We start from the raw sequence: 16,249 nt of genomic DNA, 5'->3' as shown, positions 1-16,249 counted from the left end.
CAGAGCAACACCCTTCAGGAGCATCACCCCATGTCCATCAGCACCCAGGCCGCCACCCGTCTCGAACACGATCTGATCGGTGACCGTGACGTCCCGGCCGAGGCATACTGGGGCGTGCACACACTGCGCGCTTCGGAAAATTTCCACATCACCGGGCAGCAGGTGGGTTCGAACCCGCATCTGATCCGCGCCCTGGCACTGGTCAAGCAGGCAGCGGCCCGGGCGAACCGCGAACTCGGTCTCCTCGATGCCACCCGCGCCGAAGCCATCGATGCCGCCTGCACCGAAATCGCCGGGGGCGCCCTGCATGACCAGTTCATCGTCGATGTACTCCAGGGGGGTGCCGGGACCAGCACGAACATGAACGCCAACGAGGTCATCGCCAACCGGGCCCTGGAGATCCTCGGCCACGCACGCGGGGACTACCAGCACCTGCACCCCAATGACCACGTGAACCTCTCCCAGTCCACCAACGACGTCTACCCGACGGCAGTGAATGTGGCGACCTCCTTCACCGCTGCCCCGCTGCTGGCGGCCATCGAAGAGCTTGAAACAGCGTTCCAGGCCAAGGCCAGCCAATTCCGCACCGTGGTGAAGATGGGCCGCACCCAGCTCCAGGATGCCGTGCCGATGACCCTGGGTCAGGAGTTCGGCACCTATGCGGTGACCATCCGCGAGGACCACGATCGGTTGGCCGAGTCCCTGGAGCTGGTCCATGAGATCAATCTGGGCGCCACGGCGATCGGCACCTCACTGAACGCCCCCGACGGCTATACCGAGGCCGCCTGCCGGCACCTGGTCGAACTGACCGGCCTACCGCTGACCACCTCCCCCGACCTGATCGAAGCCACCCAGGACGTGGGCGCCTTCGTGCACCTTTCCGGCGTGCTCAAGCGCGTGGCCGTGAAGCTCTCCAAGATCTGCAACGACCTGCGCCTGCTGTCCTCCGGCCCACGGGTGGGCTTCAACGAGATCAACCTGCCGGCCGTTCAAGCAGGTTCCTCGATCATGCCCGGCAAGGTCAACCCGGTGATCCCCGAGGTTGTCAACCAGGTCGCCTACCAGGTCGTCGGGCACGATGTGACGATCTCCATGGCCGCCGAGTCAGGACAGCTCCAGCTCAACGCCTTCGAACCGGTGATCGTGCACTCCCTATCGATGTCGATGCGCCATCTGGAAGCCGGCTGCCTGACGCTGGCCCGCAACTGCGTCACGGGCATCACCGCCAATGAGGAGCTGCTGCGGGCCAACGTGGAAAACTCGATTGGCCTGGTGACGGCGCTGACCCCGCAGCTGGGGTACGCCACGTCGACGGCGATCGCCATGGAGGCCTTGCATTCCGGCCGCGGGATTGCCGAATTGGTGCTGGAGCAGAACCTGCTCAGCCGCACCGAACTGGAGGAACTGCTGCGCCCGGCACGCCTGGCCAACCTCTCCGAATAGTCCCTGTTCGCCGGGGCCACGCGCCGCCCCGGGGATCGACGGGCCTTGACTTTGGATTCCTGGGTTGAAGAATCAGAGGATGAGCACCCCCGTAACCCAGACGTTCTCCGCCTTGGGAGACCCGGTGAGATCGACGATGATCGACCACCTCTCCGCCACAGACGCCACCGTCGGTGAGCTGGCCGCGCTGTTCGGGATCTCCCAGAGATCCCTCTCGCGGCATCTGGGCGTGCTGGAACGCGCCGGCCTGATCACCCGTCATCGGGAGGGCAGAACACGCCGCGTCCGGCTGGAAGAGCAGCCCCTGAACGCCGCCCACCACTGGATCCAGGAGCAGCGACGACGACTCGAACACCGCCACCGACGCCTCGGTGCCGTACTGGCCCGCCATCCGGATCGATTCGAGCCAACTGCCCTACGGGAAAAGATGAACTCTCACGACATCCACCAACCGGGACTGACCGAACACCGTCGGGTCGGTGAACAGAGCGTCGTGCACCGCCGCGAATTCGCCGCCCCTGCGGCCCTGGTCCAGCGCGCCCACACGGACGTGGAACTATTCAGGCAGTGGATGGGTCCGCGCGGGACCACAGTCCGTGTGGAGCGATTCGATCCGGTCACCGGAGGAGCCTTCCACTACGCCGTCGAAGCCGACGGTGGCGGCAGCTGGCCGTTCCACGGCTCGTATCACGTGGTCTCCCCCGGCCTGATGGTGCATACCTGGGAGTACGAGGATGACCACGACGTCACCTTGGAGACCCTGCATTTCGTCGATCACGGCGACGGTTCCAGTGCCTTGGAGGCCACCTCCACCTACACGTCCAAGCAGACCTGCGACGCCATGATCGATTCGGGCCTGGACGCCGGGATGGACGAGAACTTCGAACGGCTCGACGCTGTTCTCAAGGAGGCCCTCCGCTGAATCCTTCGGTGAGCTTGCCGCCTCAGGGCCTTCGTCGCCCCGCCCACAGTCCCATGAGCAGCGGGACGACAGAGACCGACATCAACACGTTGCCCAACACCACGTCATCGGGACGGACCAGTGAACCGGCGATCAGCACCGCTCCGAAGACCACGACGGCGACCGCGCGTTGGACGGTGCGCTGGAGTCTGGCGACCTGCCGTTCGAGCCGGGGGCTGCCCACCGACAGGGAACCGTCTTCGAGCCCGGTGATGAGCCCATCCAGGCGCTTCGGTAGGCGGAGTGCGACTTTGGCGACGTCGAACCCTTGCTGCGCCAAGTCCTGAACCACGTTGCCGCGTTCGTCACGCACCAGCTGCGCCGCATAGGGCTCGACGGAGTCCCACAGATTGAATCGGGGATCCAGCGTGCTACAGACCCCGGAGGTCAACGACATGGCCCGGATGATGAGCAGGAAGTTCTCCGGTAGCTGGAACGGGAGCGAGCGAACAACGTCACCGAATTCGACGGCGAACTCACGGAACTCCTGCGGATCCACGTCCTTGAGTTCGGCGAAACCCATTCCTCCGAACCGGGCGAAGAGCTGGACCATCGCGCGCTCCAATTCGACCGTGTCGGCAGAGGACACCAATACTCCGACGTCGTTGATCGCGGAAACCAATCCTTTTCCGTCGCGGGACGCGGCGGCGATCAGCAGTTTCCTCAAGCCGCGACGCGTACTGGGTGGAACGTCCCCCATCATGCCGAAGTCGATGAACGTCAGCTTCCACGGGTGTTCCGCAGAGGAGTCGCCGGTTGGGGTGACGAAGATGTTCCCGGGGTGGGGATCAGCATGGAAGAAGCCGTTCGTGAACATCTGGTCGAACATCACCGAAGCGAAAACCGGTGCCACCTTCACCGGGTCGATGCCGGCAGCGCGCAGCGCCGCTGCATCGGTGATCTTGATGGCCGTGACATCCTCCAGCGTCAGGACGCGTCGGGTGCACCGCTCCCAGACGACCTCGGGCACGGCCACCCGGTCGTCGTCAGCGAAATCGACGGCAAAACGCTCCGAGTTTGCCGCCTCCTGCAAATAGTCGATTTCTTCGAGGCTGGTCTGGGCAAACTCCTCGACCAAGGCGGGCATATCCGCGCGCTTCGACACCAGACGCACGTGACTGAGCCAGCGTCCGACCTTCCGCAAGGCCGCAAGATCGACATCGACGATCAAATCGATGCCTGGTCGTTGGACCTTCACCACCACGTTCTCGAGCCCGGTGTCTTCCGCGTTTGCTGGCAGAAGCCTGGCCTGGTGCGCCTGTCCGAGGGAGGCTGCAGCGATGGGTATCTCCTCGATCGAAGCAAACACCAGCTCCAACGGCGCACCCAGTTGCGCCTCGGCTAAGGCACGAATGGCCGGGAACGGGACGGGAGGCACCTCGTCCTGAAGCCCCTCCAATTCGGCAGTGATCTCCGGCGGGAGCACATCGAGTCTGGACGACAGGAACTGGCCCACCTTGATCATGAGTCCGCCCAGTTCCACGGCGAGCCGATGGAAACGTTGTGCGAAATTGAGCATGCGCTTGGTCCGGGTACGTTCGGCGATCTTGGCCAGCCCGATACGAGGCAGGAATAGTTCGAACCACCAGGTCACCGATAGATGCCAAGCCGCGAAACGCAGGATACGCCGATAGCGGGCGCGGGTGTTCCCCGCGCCCGCCGTCGGATCCGCCCGGCTTCGACGAACCGATGCCACCCGTGTCAGCCTTGTGCGAGGATCGAGTACAGCCGACGACGCGCCTCGTCGAGCACCGTCACGGCTTCCTGCACCTGCTCGTGCGTGCCCGTACGTCCCACTTGGGAAGCGGCCTGTGCCAGCTCGATGCCGGACTTGGGCAGCGCAGCGAAACCGGACCCCGATGATGACCCCTGGTTCTCCCAAGGAGCCGGTTCGTCGTTGTCGGCCACGTCTTCCCGACCGGCTTCGGTCAGCGAGTAGATCTTCCGGCCGTTGGACTCCTCGGCGCTGATGAAACCCTCGTCGGCGAGCAGCTGCAGGGTCGGGTAGACGGAGCCGGCACTGGGCTTCCATCTGCCACCGCTGCGCTCTTCGATTTCGCGGATGATCTGGTATCCGTGCATGGGGCGTTCCGCGAGCAAGGCCAGGACGGCAGTGCGTACCTCGCCCCGTCCTGCACGTGTTCCCGGGCGCTTTCCGAAGCGGGCACGCAGTTCTTCAACGGCTTGCCACATGCCATCCATGTTGTTGCCGTCGAATCCACCTGACGGATATGAATTACGCATTCTGCTCTCCTTCTGAAATCGCCAACGATGTACAGCGATACTCAACGATATATCGCGATACACGTAAAGCCAAGGGAATGCGGCCCCGAGTACCTTCTCGCGCTCCGAATCCACGATGGGGGTGATCACTGGCCTTATTGCTGGCTGGCTGACGTGCTGCCCCGTTTTTGAAGACGCGGAACGACGATACCGAAAACACAATACGCAAGAACCCAAGCGACGAGCCCGACAATCAGAAAGTACCCTCCGATGACCAGAATGTCCGCAGCTGTCTGTGCGGGGAACCAGCCACTCAAGCACAGAGCGGGAAAAACCGTCAGGGCCATCGCCAAAAAGTGAACGACCGTCTGGCGCCTCAGGGACCAAGCTTCAACGTCGTAGATCACCGAGGCCGCCATGATCGAAGCGACGATGACACCGGCAGTCAGCGTGCCGCGTGCGTCTGATGTCTTGTCCAACGCCGCCAGTCTCGCCGCAATACCCGACATGATCACGAGCGGAATACTGCCCCGTAGCACTGCTTTCCCCCAGAGCTTCATGGCTCAATCGTAGCCGGATCGGCAATCCCGAGTCGGCGGGCCATGGCTGAAGGCACGATGGACTCCTGGACGAAAACCACGCACGGCTCGGCACCCTCCCGAAAAACGTATCCGCTGCCAGCGCCCTCCGGTATCTTGTCCTCCATGGTCCTCAACGTGCATGAGCGAAGAATTGCCGCACCCCCAGCAGTGGTCGCCCAGTTGATCGATTCCCTGGCCAGCTCCGATGATCGGCTCTGGCCCTGCAGTGAGTGGCCTGCCATGCGCCTGGACCGAGGACTCGAGGTAGGTTCCGCCGGCAGGCACGGCCCGGTCCGTTACGTCATCAAGCACTATGAACCCGGCCAGCGGGTGGAGTTCCGATTCACTGGCCCAGCGGGCTTCCACGGACACCATTCCTTTGCGGCCTTCAGTAACCCAAAGGACTCAACGCTGCTCTGACACGAACTGTTCTTGAGGCCACGGGGTATCGCGATCATCTCCTGGCCGTTGTTTTTCAGACCCCTCCACAACGCCCTCGTGGAAGAAAGCCAGGATCGCACCGAAACGGAATGCGGTGCTCCAGCCAGCTCGCCCTTTCGGCGAACTTTATGGACCAGAGTGCTTCGGGCCGCATTCTCGAAGCGACTCACACTGCACCGAAGTAACAGTTAAGGATTCCTGGGCCCCTCCGGGTCAGTGTTCAGAGTGACGAATCGTCAGTGGCCAGAGTTTCGATCTGCGCGCGCGGCAGGAAAACAACATAGGCACAGATCGCCGCGATAAATAGAGACACGAAACCCAGCAAGCCCCAGCCCACCGAATCGCTCGACACCTCGTTGGGCGCGACGCCGACGATGGCCAAAATGCTGGCCACCGCAAAACCAATCAAACCGAAGCCACCGGCCTCCATCCCGACGGCGATGGATTTCTCGGTTTGATACCAATGGCTTTCCTTCAAGAAGCCCCTTGCTGTCGCACCACCGATGATGAACGCCACTGCTGCGAGGGAACAGGCCCCTGCCAGCAGGAGTGAAAGAGAACCATATTCGACGCTGTCGGTGCCGACATGGACAACTGCCCGGCTCGGTAGCCATGGGTTCACGGCCAGATACAGGAGGGGGACCAGGACGATGGAACTTGCGGGGGCAACGATCAACAAGGCAATTGCCCTGGACCTGCCAATAGTCCTTGAGGACTCCGATCCGTCACGAAGTTCAGTCATTGCCCGCTACATCCCCCTCTGTAGTGGCCAAGCATCTGCAGCTTCGGCCATCGTATGACACGGATAAGTGGTGAAAATCTTTCCGCGCCTCGTCACGTTCCTTTACGATTCCCCGGAGACTTTGATGAGGTAGCTGTTGATGTCGGCGACCTTCGCGGTTTTCGCCGTGCTCTTGAAACGCAGGACATGGCAAAACGCGGTTTCTCCTCCATCAGCCAGCCGAAGCACTCCATCGACCCCGGCCCCACGCCCATGGGTCAGGAACGTTCCAAACGTCAACTCGTCGGCTGGTGGAAGGGCCAGCGCCATTCCCCGGGCCGCTGCGCGCCCGGACACGGTCTGCTCCCCGACGACTGTCCATGAAACGTCTTCGTCAAGGACCGCCTCCAGGTGTTCGACGTCCCGTTGCGCGAGAGCAACCACCAGATCCCTGAGGATTTCCTTGCGCGGGGAGTTTCCGCAGTCCGGTTCTTCGTGAATGGTGACCATGCGCCGAGTGTACTCAGCATCGGCTGCCGCACCGTCGTCGTACGATCGAACCATGGCCCTTCGAATTCGCTCTGCAACCCCAGCAGATGAGGCGTCGGTCGAAGCGATAGAGAACGATGCCGACCGGATCCTGATCAAATGGTTGTCTCCCGATCATTGGCCTCCTGCCCCGTCCGGTGCCTCGAGGGCGTCCGAGAACGGATACCTCTTGGTTGCTGAAGAAAGCAATTCACCCGCCTTTGTCGGCTTCGTCCATGTCCTGGAAGCCGAGGGGCTTGCCCATCTGGAACAGATGTCCGTGGCACGCGCCTACGGTCGACGTGGCTACGGTCGACTCCTCCTCGACGCAGCTCTCGATGAAGCCCGGGAACGCGGCTACGACCGCATCTCCTTGCGGACCTATGCAGACATCCCCTGGAACGCACCGTTCTACGCACGCGCAGGCTTTGTTGAACAGGCTCCCGAAACGAACTTTCACCGTGGCTTGATCGATATCGAAGAGGATCTCGGGCTGCCTGGCTACGGGCGTCGCATCCAGATGACGGCATCACTGAACGACCGTACCGTGGGGCCATGACTTCACCCTTGACCTGAGAACAGCTCACCGCCCTCTACGACGCAGAGAACCTGTGGTCGGTGGACGGCGCGTTCTTCTTGTCCGTCATCAACGAACTCCCCAGCAGCCAGGTTCTTGATCTGGGATGCGGCACTGGACGACTCACCCGGGCCGCCGCTGCCGATGGTCATCACGTCGTCGGCATCGATCCGGATGCCGACGCCCTTGACGCCGCACAGAGGAAACCGGACACCGAGAACATCAGGTGGGTTCACGGAACATCCACCCGGATCCCCGACGGGGTTCTCTTCGATACCGCCATCATGACCTCCCACATGACCTCCCACATGGCCCAAGCCATTAGCGACGAGGCGGCCTGGGCCCAAACCCTTGAAGATCTTCATCGAGCACTGGTCCTCGGTGGACGTTTAGCCTTCGACTCCCGCGATCCTGCGGCCCGGGTCTGGGAGCGGTGGACTCCGGCCAACACACGGGATACCTACACACTCCCCGATGGCACAATCGTCGAAACGTGGATTGATGGCACTGTCCCACGCGACGGGCTGGCACTTCTGACTGAACACCGGCTCCATCGCGGCCACGAGGAAGAGACCGCTACGCTGGTTCTCGCCTTCCGCCCTGAAGCACAGCTGCGCCAGGATCTCAGGGCAGCCGGGTTCACTTTCGAACAGGTGCTCGGCGGTTGGGCTGGCGAAGTCGTCGGGGAAGGCCAGGGTGAACTGATCGTGATCGCCGGCAAGCGAAGCTGAACAAGAGCAACAGCTGGACCCACGACATATCCATTCGCGCCCCTGCTCCTGGGGGCCTGGCTTGCGGGCACTCACAGCTCCAGGATTCATTGCCACCCCATGTCAGACTGGATCGATGATCCCCCAGCCCGACTACCGCAACTACGCAGCAAAAATGCGGCACCTCGTACTATCTGGAATTGATATGGAAGTCGAGGCCCGCTTCGTCGACATGATCAGCGTTCGCGGTGCCCGGATCCTCGACGTCGGCTGCGGGATCGGCACTGCCGTTGCTGCCTTGCGCAGCAGAGGCCACGCAGCCTACGGGATCGATCCCACTCCCACCGTCCTCGACGTGGCAGTAGAGCTTTACGAGCCCTCATGGTTTCTCGCTCTCGGCGCCGTGGAGATCGCCCCGTCACAGCTGGTTCGCCAGGGCCTTCCCGGCTCCTACGACGTCATCCTCATGTCGGGAAACGTCCCGGCATTCCTCTCCGGGGACGAACTCGAGGAAGTCTTCGGGCACGTGGCCGCCCTGTTGAATCCCGGCGGAACGCTGGTGGTCGGAACCACCACCGCAGTCCGCGGTGGGCCCGGCGATCAGGATCGGGCTGTGGCATCAGCCGGGCTGGAGCTGGCTCAGCGCTACGCCGACTGGCATCTGGGCCCCTTGAGCGCCGACTCCCCCTGGTCGGTCAGCGTTTTCTCGGCACCCGGCACACAGGGTCCGCCCCAGGGGCCCGACGGGATCTTCCTCTTGGCCTGATGGACTCACCTGCTGCACCGAAGAGCAGGCTCTACCGTTCCTCCCCCACATCGCCCGCCGTGGCAGCAACCGTGGAGGTATCGGGGGTCGTGCGTCGTTGGCCGGTTCTGGTGGCCCCGATCCCTGCGGCGATGACCAGGACGATCCCGATGACTGCTGCCGGACGCGGGACCTGATGCAGGATGGTCAACCCGATCAGCACGGCGATCGCCGGTTCCAGGCACATCAACGTTCCGAAGGCTGCGGTGGTCAGCTTCCGCAGGGCCAGCATTTCGAGACTGAAAGGGATGACGGGCAGGAGCAGGGCCAAGCCGAACCCCCAGAGCAGGATCGGCCAGTCCAGGTCTCCGAGGACGGAGGGACCGACCGCGAGGGTGGCCACGACTCCGGCCACCGGCATAGAAATCGCCAGCGCACTGATTCCCGAGACGGCGTCACCGGCCTTTTGGGTGAACAGCACGTAGCCGGCCCAGCAGGCGGCAGCGCAGAGGGCAAAGCAGATCCCTACCGGATCCGTGGCCCCCAGCCAGGGTTCGGTCAGTCCCAGGACACCGGCCCCGGCGACCAGTGCCCACCAGCGTGCTGCGCCCCGTCCCTGGACGATGGCGACGGAAAGCGGTCCGAGGAACTCCAGCGCGCTGGCGGTGCCCAACGGAATCCGTTCGACGGCGAACATGAAGAAGATCGTCACCCCTCCAGTCGCCACCCCCAGCAAGGCACTGGTGCCCAAGGCCGCCCGACTGTACGCAACCTTCCACGGGCGTCCCACCACGACCAGGATCACCGCAGCCCAGCACAGGCGCAGCCAGGCGACCCCGGCTGGACCCAACGTGTCGATGAGTCCGACGGAGACGGCCAACCCCAACTGGACGCAGACCATCGCGGCGAGCGCCATCAGCGAGCCGGTGCCTGCCGAGCTCTGTGCCAGGCGGGGTGAGGAGTTCATGGGTCCATTGGAACGGAAATACTCCGTCAACGTCCACGTGACAATCCTCAACAGATCGTCCAGGATTCCTGCACAATAGAAGGATGGAAACCCGGCGTCTGCAATATCTCTACGAACTCTCCCGGATGGGCTCGATGCGCGGGGTGGCCGATCTCTTGGGCACGACGACGTCGACCGTCTCCCAGCAGATCGCCTTCCTAGCGCGGGAGACCGGCGCCCGGCTTCTGGAACCCGCAGGTCGCGGAGTGCGCCTGACTCCCGCAGGACGCAGGCTGGCCGATCATGCCGAGGCCATCCTGACCGCCGTCGACTCGGCCCGTCTCGATCTGGTCCCGGGGGCGGCCCCCTCGGGGACCCTGCGGGTGGCCGGCTTCGCCACGGCGATCCGCACGACCTTGATGCCGGTCATCGCCGAATTGGCCGACCGCCACCCCAGCATGGACATCGTGGTCTTCGAACACGAACCGGCGGAGGCGATGAAGCTCCTGGGCGTGGACCAGATCGATCTGGCCCTGACCTATGACTACAACCTGGCCCCCGACCAGGTCGATGCCGGAGTGGACACCCTGCCGCTGTGGAGCACCCCGTGGGGACTGGGTGTACCGACGGCCGACGCCCGCCGGCTAGGGTTTCTTCCGGCCACCGGGGACCGGGACGCCCCGGGATCCGCCGCCCCGGATGCGGCCACGGTGTTCTCCGCGTTCCGCGACCACGACTGGATCGGGAATTCACGCAATATCGCCGATGAGACGGTGCTGCGCATCATTTCTTCGATGGCCGGATTCGAACCGGTGCTGCGCCACCAGTCCGACAGCTTGGATCTGGTCGAGGACCTCATCCTGGCCGGCCTCGGCGTCGGGTTGCTCCCCGAGAACCGGCCGCCCCGGGAGGGGATCACCATCCTGGAACTCCATGATCCCGATATCAGGTTGCGCGCCTTCGCCCGCATCCGCCGCGGTCGCAGTGCGTGGCCGGCGCTGGCCCTGGTCCTCGATCGGATCAGTGCCTGACGTAGCCGCTGCGTCCGGCCACCATCCCCGCCGGGAGTTGGACGATCAGAGCCACGAGCAGAACCCAGAGCAACGCCGTCCAGCTTCCCGTCAGGTCGTGCAGCACCCCCGCCAACAGCGGCCCACTGGCCGACATCGAGTAGCCAATGGTCTGGGACATGGCCCCCAGCTCCGCGGTCGCCGAGCCGCCGCGGGCCCGCAGCAAGGGCAAGGAGAAGCCGACGCCGGTCATGATGCCGAAGCCCACGCCCAGCAGCAGCATCCACAGCAGGGTCAGCCCGGTGGGCGCCGACAGGACGCCGATGATTCCCGCAACGGTCAGCAGGGTTCCCGCCACGGCCCCGCCGATCTGTGAATGGTGGCGGGCGACGGCGATCGAGGAGATCAGGGCGGGAATAATGGCCGCCAGGTTGGCGATCGACAGGGCATTGCCTGCTTCGGCGGCAGGCAGGCCTGCATCCATGAGGATCACGGGCAACCAGGCGTTGGCCGTATAGAAGACCAGCGAAAGCACCGCGAAATACAGGGTCACCGCCCAGGCCAGCGGCTGCCGCCAGACGGAGACCCCGCCGTCGTGCGTTTGAAGATGTCCGGCACCGGTGGCCGGTTGCTTGCTTCCACGCAGGAAAGGCATCCAGACGACCAACCCGATGATCGGCAGGATCCCCCACAGGGCCAGCGCCCCGGACCAATCCAGCCCCAGCGCGCGCTGCAGCGGCAAGGTCAGGCCGGCGGCTGCTGCCGGACCGGTGAACAGGGCCGTGGTGTACAGCCCGGTGAGGATCCCGGTGCGTCCGGCATAGTCGCGTTTGATCAGAGCCGGGAGCAGGACGTTACCGAAGGTGATGCCCACGCCGACCAGCGCCATCCCGGCGAAGAGGAACCCGGTGCCCGGGAGCATCCGCAGCCCGGTGCCGGCCAGAATGACGACCAGCGCGGCGGATATGGTGCGTTCGATGCCGAAGCGGCGGCCGATCCGTGGTGCCTGGGAAGAGAGCAGGACGAAGCTGAGCAGCGGGGTGGAGGTCACCAGCCCGGCGATGGCCGAAGAGAAGCCCAGCGAATCCTGGATCTGCCCGATCAACGGGGCCACGGCGGTGATCGGCGGGCGGAGGTTCAGACCCACCACGACGACGGCTATCGCGGCGAACCACAACGGCACCAGCGAGCGGTGCGCGGCGGCGGTGGGAACTTTTGCTTCGGTTCCGGCACCGTGTGTTGCGGTGGATGGCGCTGTCTCTGCTGGGTTCATCATCGTCCTTCGTCTGGGGCACGCCCAGCCTAGGAAGACCCTGCTATTCTTGCAACATGGCCAATAACGATTTTGAGCATTACAAGGGATGGGCGGTGGACCTCGCCATCGACCTCGTGAATACGGCGGCCACCGATGATGACCGGCTGGCCCATGCCGGGGACGTGGCCGAACTCCTGGCCAGGCACCATGTAGCAGCGCGCCGGCGGGCCACCGACGACGACGCCACCCACCTGAGGGCCGTCCGGGGGCAACTGCGCGCCGTGATGGACGCCGACGACATCGCTCAGGCGGCTCCCTCACTGAACTCGCTGGCCGCCGAGGGCGGCTGCACCCCGCGGCTTTCCAACCACGACGGGCACGATTGGCATCTGGATCACCACATTCCGGGGGACCTGCTGTGGAGGCACGTGGCCGCCGAATGTGCCGCCGGGCTCATGGACTTCGTGCTGCGGCATTCACCGCGAAGGCTCCGCAGCTGCGCAGCCTCGGACTGTTCGCGCTACTTCGCCGACCGCACCCGCAACGCTTCGGCGCGCTTCTGCCCGCAACGCGGCTGTGCGAACAGGACCCGGGTGCGCAGGCACCGCCAGGCCAGGGAACTGTAATGCCCTAAATTTCCGCTGGGACGTTCCCCGGTGGTGAAGAACACACGATCAGAGGAGTTCGCGGATCAGGGCGCAGGCACTGGGGATCGGTTCGATGATCTCCACCGCACCGCCCGCCGCTAGTCGACGCGCGGACTCACTCAACGGCCCCCCCGGCGATGATGACGGCGCGGGCGCCGGCCGCCCGGGAGCGCAGTGCCGCGCTCTGCAGTTCGGCAAATTGGGCTTCGGGGTCGCTGGCGAGCTGCACCGGGCCCGAGGCAGTGGTCTCGACCCCGCAGAAAAGCCCTGCCTCGGCATGCTCGTGTGCGAGCCGCTCCAAGGAGGGAACCAGTCGCGGGGTGGTGGTGGCCATCCCAAACCGTCGGCCTCCCCGCGCAGCGGCCAGAATGGAGGCCTGGCCGATGCCAACGACAGGGATTCCGATCTCCCGGGCCAGCGTGCTGCGGCCCGGGTCACCGAAAGCTGCGACGATGACCGCGGCCACCCGAGCGCCCTGTTCAGAGGCCAGGACCTCGTGGACGGTACGCCGCACCTGCTCTCCGGCCTCGGTCAGGGCCCTGGAGTCCACGATCATCCGTGGTCCCGATGGGACGGTCACCGCGAGCAGCTCAAACCCGGAACCGGCGAACTCCCCCTCGGCAAGGCCGGCCATCAGGGAGGTGGTGTCCTCGTTGGTGTTCGGATTGATCAGCAGCACCAAGCCGCCGGAGCGGGGAGGGGCAGTTCTCACGGGTGGCGAACCCCGTGCCCGTCGAGGACCGCGGCGTAGCCTTCCCGGTAGCTCGGATAGGCGAATGCGAAACCGGTGGCGCGCAGCAAATCTCCACGCAGCCGCTTACCGGCGGGCTGGCCCTCAGACGGAACCTCCTGCCACGGAACCCCCAGTCGCCCGGCGAGGAAGGAGAGCACCTGGAGTTGACTGACCGGCTCCTCGTCAACGCCCAGATACAGCGGGCCCGGCTCATCCACGGCCGTGGCCAGATGGACGATCGCAGCTGCCGCGTCGTCACGGTGGATGCGGTTGGTATAGCGCGGGGCGGCGGCCGGGTCGGCCGTTCCGTTGCGCACCTGGTCGATCAGGCGCGTCCTGCCGGGCCCATAAATACCTGACAGGCGCAGCACGGTGCCCTGCGGGGCCCGGGCGGCCAGCAGTTCTTCGGTTTCGCAGAGCACCGCTGCCGTAGCGGTCGGCGGGTCCAGGGGGCTGTTCTCGTCCATCCACACTCCATCGACATTGGGGTAGACCGCCGTGGAGGAGACGACAATGATGCGCTCGGGGTGCACACCGTCTCGTTCCAGCGCATCCAGGACGTTGGCCAGCCCCGCCAGATAGACCTGCCGGTAGGTCTCCTCGCTCCGCTCCCCGGCCGCCGGGGCCACGACGACGATGGTGGTGTCGGCCGGCACGGGAGGCAATTCGCCGGTCAGGTCCGCCACCACGGGCTCGATGGCTTCCGGCAGCTTCGCTGCCGAGCGTCGCCAGCCGATGACCCGGTGCCCGAGAGCCGCAAAACGCAGCCCGGCTTCGGTCCCCACATCGCCACATCCAGCAATCAATACGGTCATCCGTGGTTTTCTCCTTGAAGACGTTCGGGCCTCCCATCCTATCGGCGCTGGACCACCGGCTGCCTTCTCTGGGCAGCCCCCCAGAGGACCACCCACAGACGCGGATGGTCATGTACTCGTGGGTAAGAAGATTTTTCCACTCGTTCTACATAGAATTCTGCTCAACACGCCTTGTGGCCCGGACCACCGAGTACCGGGATGTCCTTCCGGGGGAAACCATGAACCTTTCACGACGCCGTTCCGTGGCACACTCCGTCATGGCACTGGTATCGCTGGTCCTGTTCACGGCCTGCGCCACGCCCGGGGCCCAGACGCCACCACCCCGGAGTTCAACCGCAGGCTCGATCCCCATGGCCACCGATTCGACCCGGATCCGGATGCTGGTTCGTTCCGTGGCCAACGGCTACTTCGAGTTCGAGGCACCCCCCGCCTGGACCGTGGAGGAGCTAGAGGTCCGCTCTCGCAGCGCCGACCGCCCCGAGGCCGGTCACGTACGGGTTCTGAACGAAGATGGCGAGGTCATGGCCGAGTTCATCTCCGGCGACGCCCCGCTGGCTGGGAAGGACGCGGGCGATACGAACCTGCCCTACACCAGATTCGACTCAGCCCCGACGTTCATCGAGGAACACGATTTCGTGTACGACGCAGTGGGCGGGAACGGCGAGGACGCCTCCATGGCTTTGGCCCCCCATGATGAGCAAGATGATGAAGCCTCGGCCTCGTCGCGTCGTTTCTCCTATGTGGGCGGCAGCGGCATCTTTCGTCGAGATATCGGGCCGGATACTCCGTTGGCCGGAATCTCCTCGAAGTTGAAGGGAATCAAACGGCTCAAGGCCTACACCCGGACTCGCGAATACCTGCAGATCAAGGCGATGATCACCTCGCTGCAGCAGGCCAAGACAACCCACGCTTCCTCCCAGTAGCTTCAGGAGAGCGCATCCGCCTCTTCCTCGGAGGACCTAGTTCCACGGCAACGGCTCGTCACCTCGGGAACAGCCGCTGACATCGTCAACCGCAGACGGGTAGCGTGGGAAGCAGCAGGCCCTTCGGGGTACCTCGATCAGTGGGAGTTCCACCCAATAGATGAAAGTCGCAGCCTTCCTCGTCTCCACCGTCGCCGGCACCCTGGCCGTCCTGTTGGGGACCTATGGCGTCGGTCAGCTGGCTCCGGGGTCACCGGCCCCTGCCCTGCTGACCGGACTGGGCCTCCTCGTGGTCCTCGGTGCGCTGGCTTGGAGCGGCTTCAGACGTGCTTTATCCGCTCAGGGTGTCAAGCGCCATGATCCCTCCGGCATATTCTGGACCCCCGAGGCCCGGAAGCTGGTCGGCAATAAATTCGCCGTCATTGGTGCCATCCTTGGCGCGGGGCTGGCCGTGAGCGTCATAGCGTTTGCCCTGACCGGCGCCACCAACCCGGCCCCCGAGGCGCTGGAGTCGCTGTCTTTCCATGTACAGATGATGTTCGTGGTGGCCGGCCTCACGGCGATCATCGTGACGTTCGCGGTGAATAACGTGCTCCGCGACGCCGCGGACGTCAACCCTGGACAGATGAACCGGATCAACCAGGCGGTCCTGCGTGGGCAGGACGTCGACCTCACCGACGAACAACGGCGCGGGGCGGCCCGCATGGCCGTCCTCGTTCCGGTCGTTCTTCCGCTGCAAAAATTCGGTTTGTTCTACCTCTATAGCTACTTCGCCACCGCCTTCATCGGGACACTTATGGCCGGTGAAGGCCGGCTCATGCCGATCGTGCTCCTGGTGTTCATGGGCGTTGTGGTGGTCATCTACATTCCCTACCTGGCCAGGCAGGTCCGACAGGCCAGCCATTACGCCCGCGCTGACGCGGCACTACCCACCGGCTGAACCTTCCGAGCAGTACGGCGCGAGACCTACGCCCCTCAGCCCCATCTCCG

The 16,249-nt window shown here is 64.5% G+C and carries 19 protein-coding genes; 10 read left to right on the top strand and 9 right to left on the bottom strand.

The genetic code is table 11. The annotated features are described in order from the left end of the window. Positions 1-30 precede the first annotated feature (30 nt). On the top strand, positions 31-1,443 hold the full coding sequence (locus CIK75_RS10915; protein ID WP_086997114.1) for an aspartate ammonia-lyase: 1,413 nt from the start codon (positions 31-33) through the stop codon (positions 1,441-1,443). A gap of 79 nt (positions 1,444-1,522) precedes the next feature. Continuing rightward, positions 1,523-2,365 (top strand): metalloregulator ArsR/SmtB family transcription factor, encoded by an 843-nt coding sequence (locus CIK75_RS10910; RefSeq protein ID WP_096224207.1) that lies wholly within the window; start codon positions 1,523-1,525, stop codon positions 2,363-2,365. Positions 2,366-2,387: 22 nt separating this feature from the next. Here CIK75_RS10910 and CIK75_RS10905 read toward each other — a convergent pair whose 3' ends face one another. The 3 genes from CIK75_RS10905 to CIK75_RS10895 form a co-directional block, all read right to left on the bottom strand. Next, positions 2,388-4,100: an AarF/UbiB family protein gene (locus tag CIK75_RS10905; RefSeq protein WP_096224205.1), complete on the bottom strand. Its 1,713-nt coding sequence runs from the start codon at positions 4,098-4,100 to the stop codon at positions 2,388-2,390. Positions 4,101-4,105: 5 nt separating this feature from the next. Continuing rightward, entirely contained in the window at positions 4,106-4,648 is a 543-nt protein-coding gene (locus tag CIK75_RS10900) for a PadR family transcriptional regulator (RefSeq protein ID WP_096224203.1), read from the bottom strand. Positions 4,649-4,782: 134 nt separating this feature from the next. Further along, a complete protein-coding gene (locus CIK75_RS10895; protein ID WP_086997128.1) occupies positions 4,783-5,187 on the bottom strand; it encodes a DUF3021 domain-containing protein in 405 nt (134 codons plus the stop codon). A 42-nt stretch (positions 5,188-5,229) separates the two neighbouring features. Between CIK75_RS10895 and CIK75_RS16345 the strand changes: the two genes are divergently transcribed. Further along, on the top strand, positions 5,230-5,628 hold the full coding sequence (locus CIK75_RS16345; protein WP_198962436.1) for a hypothetical protein: 399 nt from the start codon (positions 5,230-5,232) through the stop codon (positions 5,626-5,628). Positions 5,629-5,869: 241 nt separating this feature from the next. Here the strand turns inward: CIK75_RS16345 and CIK75_RS10885 are convergent, their stop codons facing one another. Together CIK75_RS10885 and CIK75_RS10880 are read right to left on the bottom strand one after the other, a co-directional pair. Next, positions 5,870-6,328, bottom strand: a complete 459-nt coding sequence (locus CIK75_RS10885) for a hypothetical protein (RefSeq protein ID WP_096224201.1) — start codon at positions 6,326-6,328, stop codon at positions 5,870-5,872. Positions 6,329-6,493: 165 nt separating this feature from the next. Further along, positions 6,494-6,880, bottom strand: coding sequence for a nuclear transport factor 2 family protein (locus tag CIK75_RS10880; RefSeq protein WP_143413333.1), 387 nt, complete (start codon positions 6,878-6,880; stop codon positions 6,494-6,496). Between the two features lie 52 nt (positions 6,881-6,932). Here CIK75_RS10880 and CIK75_RS10875 point away from each other — a divergent pair, with 52 nt between their 5' ends. From CIK75_RS10875 to CIK75_RS10865, 3 genes are all read left to right on the top strand, one after another. Then, on the top strand, positions 6,933-7,457 hold the full coding sequence (locus CIK75_RS10875; RefSeq protein ID WP_086997138.1) for a GNAT family N-acetyltransferase: 525 nt from the start codon (positions 6,933-6,935) through the stop codon (positions 7,455-7,457). 59 nt (positions 7,458-7,516) lie between these two features. Beyond that, positions 7,517-8,206, top strand: coding sequence for a class I SAM-dependent methyltransferase (locus CIK75_RS10870; protein WP_241895412.1), 690 nt, complete (start codon positions 7,517-7,519; stop codon positions 8,204-8,206). A 115-nt stretch (positions 8,207-8,321) separates the two neighbouring features. Beyond that, the gene (locus CIK75_RS10865) at positions 8,322-8,951 is read left to right on the top strand and encodes a class I SAM-dependent methyltransferase (protein WP_096224198.1); all 630 of its coding nucleotides are present in this window, start codon (positions 8,322-8,324) and stop codon (positions 8,949-8,951) included. Between the two features lie 31 nt (positions 8,952-8,982). Here the strand turns inward: CIK75_RS10865 and CIK75_RS10860 are convergent, their stop codons facing one another. Next, complete coding sequence (locus tag CIK75_RS10860) at positions 8,983-9,897, bottom strand: EamA family transporter (RefSeq protein ID WP_241895411.1); 915 nt, start codon at positions 9,895-9,897, stop codon at positions 8,983-8,985. An 83-nt stretch (positions 9,898-9,980) separates the two neighbouring features. On the opposite strand from CIK75_RS10860, the gene CIK75_RS10855 reads away from it, so the two are divergent. Continuing rightward, on the top strand, positions 9,981-10,907 hold the full coding sequence (locus CIK75_RS10855; protein ID WP_096224196.1) for a LysR family transcriptional regulator: 927 nt from the start codon (positions 9,981-9,983) through the stop codon (positions 10,905-10,907). On the opposite strand, the gene CIK75_RS10850 is transcribed toward CIK75_RS10855, so the two are convergent. After that, positions 10,897-12,162: an MFS transporter gene (locus CIK75_RS10850; protein WP_198962435.1), complete on the bottom strand. Its 1,266-nt coding sequence runs from the start codon at positions 12,160-12,162 to the stop codon at positions 10,897-10,899. The two genes, CIK75_RS10855 and CIK75_RS10850, sit on opposite strands and share 11 nt — an antisense overlap. Positions 12,163-12,215: 53 nt before the next feature. On the opposite strand from CIK75_RS10850, the gene CIK75_RS10845 reads away from it, so the two are divergent. After that, positions 12,216-12,767, top strand: a complete 552-nt coding sequence (locus tag CIK75_RS10845) for a CGNR zinc finger domain-containing protein (RefSeq protein WP_158225944.1) — start codon at positions 12,216-12,218, stop codon at positions 12,765-12,767. Positions 12,768-12,903: 136 nt separating this feature from the next. Here CIK75_RS10845 and CIK75_RS10840 read toward each other — a convergent pair whose 3' ends face one another. Together CIK75_RS10840 and CIK75_RS10835 are read right to left on the bottom strand one after the other, a co-directional pair. Then, positions 12,904-13,500 carry an aspartate/glutamate racemase family protein gene (locus CIK75_RS10840; RefSeq protein ID WP_241895410.1) on the bottom strand — a complete coding sequence of 199 codons (597 nt, stop codon included), beginning with the start codon at positions 13,498-13,500 and terminating at the stop codon, positions 12,904-12,906. Further along, positions 13,497-14,336, bottom strand: a complete 840-nt coding sequence (locus tag CIK75_RS10835) for an SDR family oxidoreductase (RefSeq protein ID WP_096224191.1) — start codon at positions 14,334-14,336, stop codon at positions 13,497-13,499. The genes CIK75_RS10840 and CIK75_RS10835 overlap by 4 nt, the downstream gene beginning before the upstream one ends. A gap of 173 nt (positions 14,337-14,509) precedes the next feature. On the opposite strand from CIK75_RS10835, the gene CIK75_RS10830 reads away from it, so the two are divergent. Together CIK75_RS10830 and CIK75_RS10825 are read left to right on the top strand one after the other, a co-directional pair. Beyond that, positions 14,510-15,259 carry a hypothetical protein gene (locus tag CIK75_RS10830; RefSeq protein ID WP_096224190.1) on the top strand — a complete coding sequence of 250 codons (750 nt, stop codon included), beginning with the start codon at positions 14,510-14,512 and terminating at the stop codon, positions 15,257-15,259. 160 nt (positions 15,260-15,419) lie between these two features. After that, positions 15,420-16,199, top strand: coding sequence for a hypothetical protein (locus CIK75_RS10825; protein ID WP_096224188.1), 780 nt, complete (start codon positions 15,420-15,422; stop codon positions 16,197-16,199). Positions 16,200-16,249: the final 50 nt, after the last annotated feature.

It is taken from the genome of Glutamicibacter sp. BW78, assembly GCF_002332245.1.
Lineage (GTDB): Bacteria > Actinomycetota > Actinomycetes > Actinomycetales > Micrococcaceae > Arthrobacter_H > Arthrobacter_H rhombi_A.
This window is presented reverse-complemented; position numbering and strand designations above follow the sequence as displayed.

What these genes read in the sequence shown, in the direction of transcription:
- CIK75_RS10880 (WP_143413333.1), bottom strand. Translation starts at nt 6,880, where the DNA reads ATGGTCACCATTCACGAAGAACCGGACTGCGGAAACTCCCCGCGCAAG.
- CIK75_RS10895 (WP_086997128.1), bottom strand. Translation starts at nt 5,187, where the DNA reads ATGAAGCTCTGGGGGAAAGCAGTGCTACGGGGCAGTATTCCGCTCGTG.
- CIK75_RS10910 (WP_096224207.1), top strand. Translation starts at nt 1,523, where the DNA reads ATGAGCACCCCCGTAACCCAGACGTTCTCCGCCTTGGGAGACCCGGTG.
- CIK75_RS10915 (WP_086997114.1), top strand. Translation starts at nt 31, where the DNA reads ATGTCCATCAGCACCCAGGCCGCCACCCGTCTCGAACACGATCTGATC.
- CIK75_RS10825 (WP_096224188.1), top strand. Translation starts at nt 15,420, where the DNA reads ATGAAAGTCGCAGCCTTCCTCGTCTCCACCGTCGCCGGCACCCTGGCC.
- CIK75_RS10855 (WP_096224196.1), top strand. Translation starts at nt 9,981, where the DNA reads ATGGAAACCCGGCGTCTGCAATATCTCTACGAACTCTCCCGGATGGGC.
- CIK75_RS10875 (WP_086997138.1), top strand. Translation starts at nt 6,933, where the DNA reads ATGGCCCTTCGAATTCGCTCTGCAACCCCAGCAGATGAGGCGTCGGTC.
- CIK75_RS10850 (WP_198962435.1), bottom strand. Translation starts at nt 12,162, where the DNA reads ATGATGAACCCAGCAGAGACAGCGCCATCCACCGCAACACACGGTGCC.
- CIK75_RS10865 (WP_096224198.1), top strand. Translation starts at nt 8,322, where the DNA reads ATGATCCCCCAGCCCGACTACCGCAACTACGCAGCAAAAATGCGGCAC.
- CIK75_RS10900 (WP_096224203.1), bottom strand. Translation starts at nt 4,648, where the DNA reads ATGCGTAATTCATATCCGTCAGGTGGATTCGACGGCAACAACATGGAT.
- CIK75_RS16345 (WP_198962436.1), top strand. Translation starts at nt 5,230, where the DNA reads ATGGCTGAAGGCACGATGGACTCCTGGACGAAAACCACGCACGGCTCG.
- CIK75_RS10835 (WP_096224191.1), bottom strand. Translation starts at nt 14,336, where the DNA reads ATGACCGTATTGATTGCTGGATGTGGCGATGTGGGGACCGAAGCCGGG.
- CIK75_RS10860 (WP_241895411.1), bottom strand. Translation starts at nt 9,897, where the DNA reads ATGAACTCCTCACCCCGCCTGGCACAGAGCTCGGCAGGCACCGGCTCG.
- CIK75_RS10845 (WP_158225944.1), top strand. Translation starts at nt 12,216, where the DNA reads ATGGCCAATAACGATTTTGAGCATTACAAGGGATGGGCGGTGGACCTC.